This is a genomic window from Roseburia sp. OF03-24 (genome assembly GCF_003463035.1).
In the GTDB taxonomy this organism is placed as follows: Bacteria; Bacillota; Clostridia; order Lachnospirales; family Lachnospiraceae; genus Roseburia; species Roseburia rectibacter.
Genome location: NZ_QSCK01000076.1, coordinates 1 through 1,606 on the forward strand (window position 1 = coordinate 1; position 1,606 = coordinate 1,606).

The following is a 1,606-nucleotide window of genomic DNA, read 5'->3' on the forward strand; positions in this document are numbered from 1 at the left end:
TAAAATGCTGTTGCAGCCATATATACGCTGATCATAAACGTGAGAACTGCCAACGCCGGAACCGACTCTAAGATCATTTCACCAAGCTGTTCTATAAACTCTTCCATTACCTTGCAATCCCCCTTGTCATATGCGTTTTCTCAATGCCAAAAACCGGCATCTTATAATCATAAGACAGTATCACATCTGCTGATACCGTCTCCCCATCCGCATTCACAGAAGGCGTTACAGCAAGCGCATATCCCGCAGACTGTGCCTGTGAGATGCAGTTTGCGATCACCTCCCTGTTAAAATCACTGTTTTCAATTTCTGCTATCACATCTGCTTTGTATTCCTTTGCCGCTGCCGTCTGTGCTGATGCAGTTAATAATGCGGCTGCACCAAATACACAGAGCAGATAAAAGAAAAGCGTTGTAAATGCACTGATTATATTTTTCATCTACATTCCTCCCGCTTCTGACAGCATTTCAAATAAAAACATCATGCCAACGACCAGATCTCCAAGTAACTTTATGGATGCACCAAAAACCGGATACGAATATAACATCTTAACCCGGAAAGCCGAACTTTTATTCCGGCGTTCTGCAGCACGGTTTCTCATTTCCTGGACCTGTACTAAAAGGTTCTGGATCTGCACCTTTGCATCTCCGGTACCGGATTCTGAAATCGCATACAGCATTTTCATGCAGCTGGTTGTTTCCGGGATATCGAAATTTTTACAGAAATCTGTGTAGGAACTCAATGCTTTCGGCTGCTCTTTCAAACGCTGCAGTAATGCATTTATTTCCGGAACCAGGATCTTTGGTGCGCCATCTAACGATTTTGCGATTGAAACCTGCACATTGCTGTGCTGCATTAATAACGCCATCTGCATCAGCCACTCTGGGAATGCCGCATAAAGTTCTTCGGATACCACACGTCTTGCAATATTCCTGCCAAATCTATGCTGCTGCAACATGGCTTTTTCATAGCAGCGCAGCACGTATTCTTCATCCCTGCCGCTTTCTTCTTTTAACCAGTTCCTGGTCAATGTCTTTTCTGATTTTGCATATACGTAGATCATCCATAAAAGAAGTTCAAAAGATGTGACCTGTACCAGACCTGTTGTAAGCACATTGTAAGGGGCTTCCATGTTGAGGATACCCGGAAGTGCATTTAACACATATAAAGTTCCGGCACATAAGGCTGTAGCCACAACAATGGATACCACATTGTTTGTATGTGCTTTTTTCTTTTCTCCCTGAAGCAGATATCCACGACGCTTCCATAATTCCACATCGTTTAATAACAGGGAAATGGAATCATCCGCATCTCCACCATATTCCTCTGCACTGATCAAAAGTTCATGCAGCGTTCTGATCTTGCGGCATTCATATTCTTTTTCCACGATGTCTAAGGATTCCCTTAAAACACCTTTTTCACTGTAGGAACATCCTGCTTCCAGATGACCGATTGCTTCCTCTATCACATCCTGCATATGCCCCGGTTCAAATGTTTCTTTCGTTTCTTTTAGGGCAGATAATACTTTTCCACTTTTCTGGAATGCATATAACATCTGTTCCATGTAAGTGGCAGCATCTGCAAAACGTTTCTGTTCATACATTTT

Annotated in this window: 2 protein-coding genes; both read right to left on the reverse strand. The window is 42.8% G+C overall.

From position 1 onward, the window contains the following. Positions 1 to 106: 106 nt before the first annotated feature. Entirely contained in the window at positions 107 to 439 is a 333-nt protein-coding gene (locus DXA60_RS18410) for a hypothetical protein (protein WP_117922690.1), read from the reverse strand. Beyond that, positions 440 to 1,606, reverse strand: a 1,167-nt coding sequence (locus DXA60_RS19400) for a hypothetical protein (RefSeq protein WP_243006962.1), incomplete at its 5' end; no start/stop codon positions are given.

What these genes read in the sequence shown, in the direction of transcription:
- DXA60_RS18410 (WP_117922690.1), bottom strand. Translation starts at nt 439, where the DNA reads ATGAAAAATATAATCAGTGCATTTACAACGCTTTTCTTTTATCTGCTC.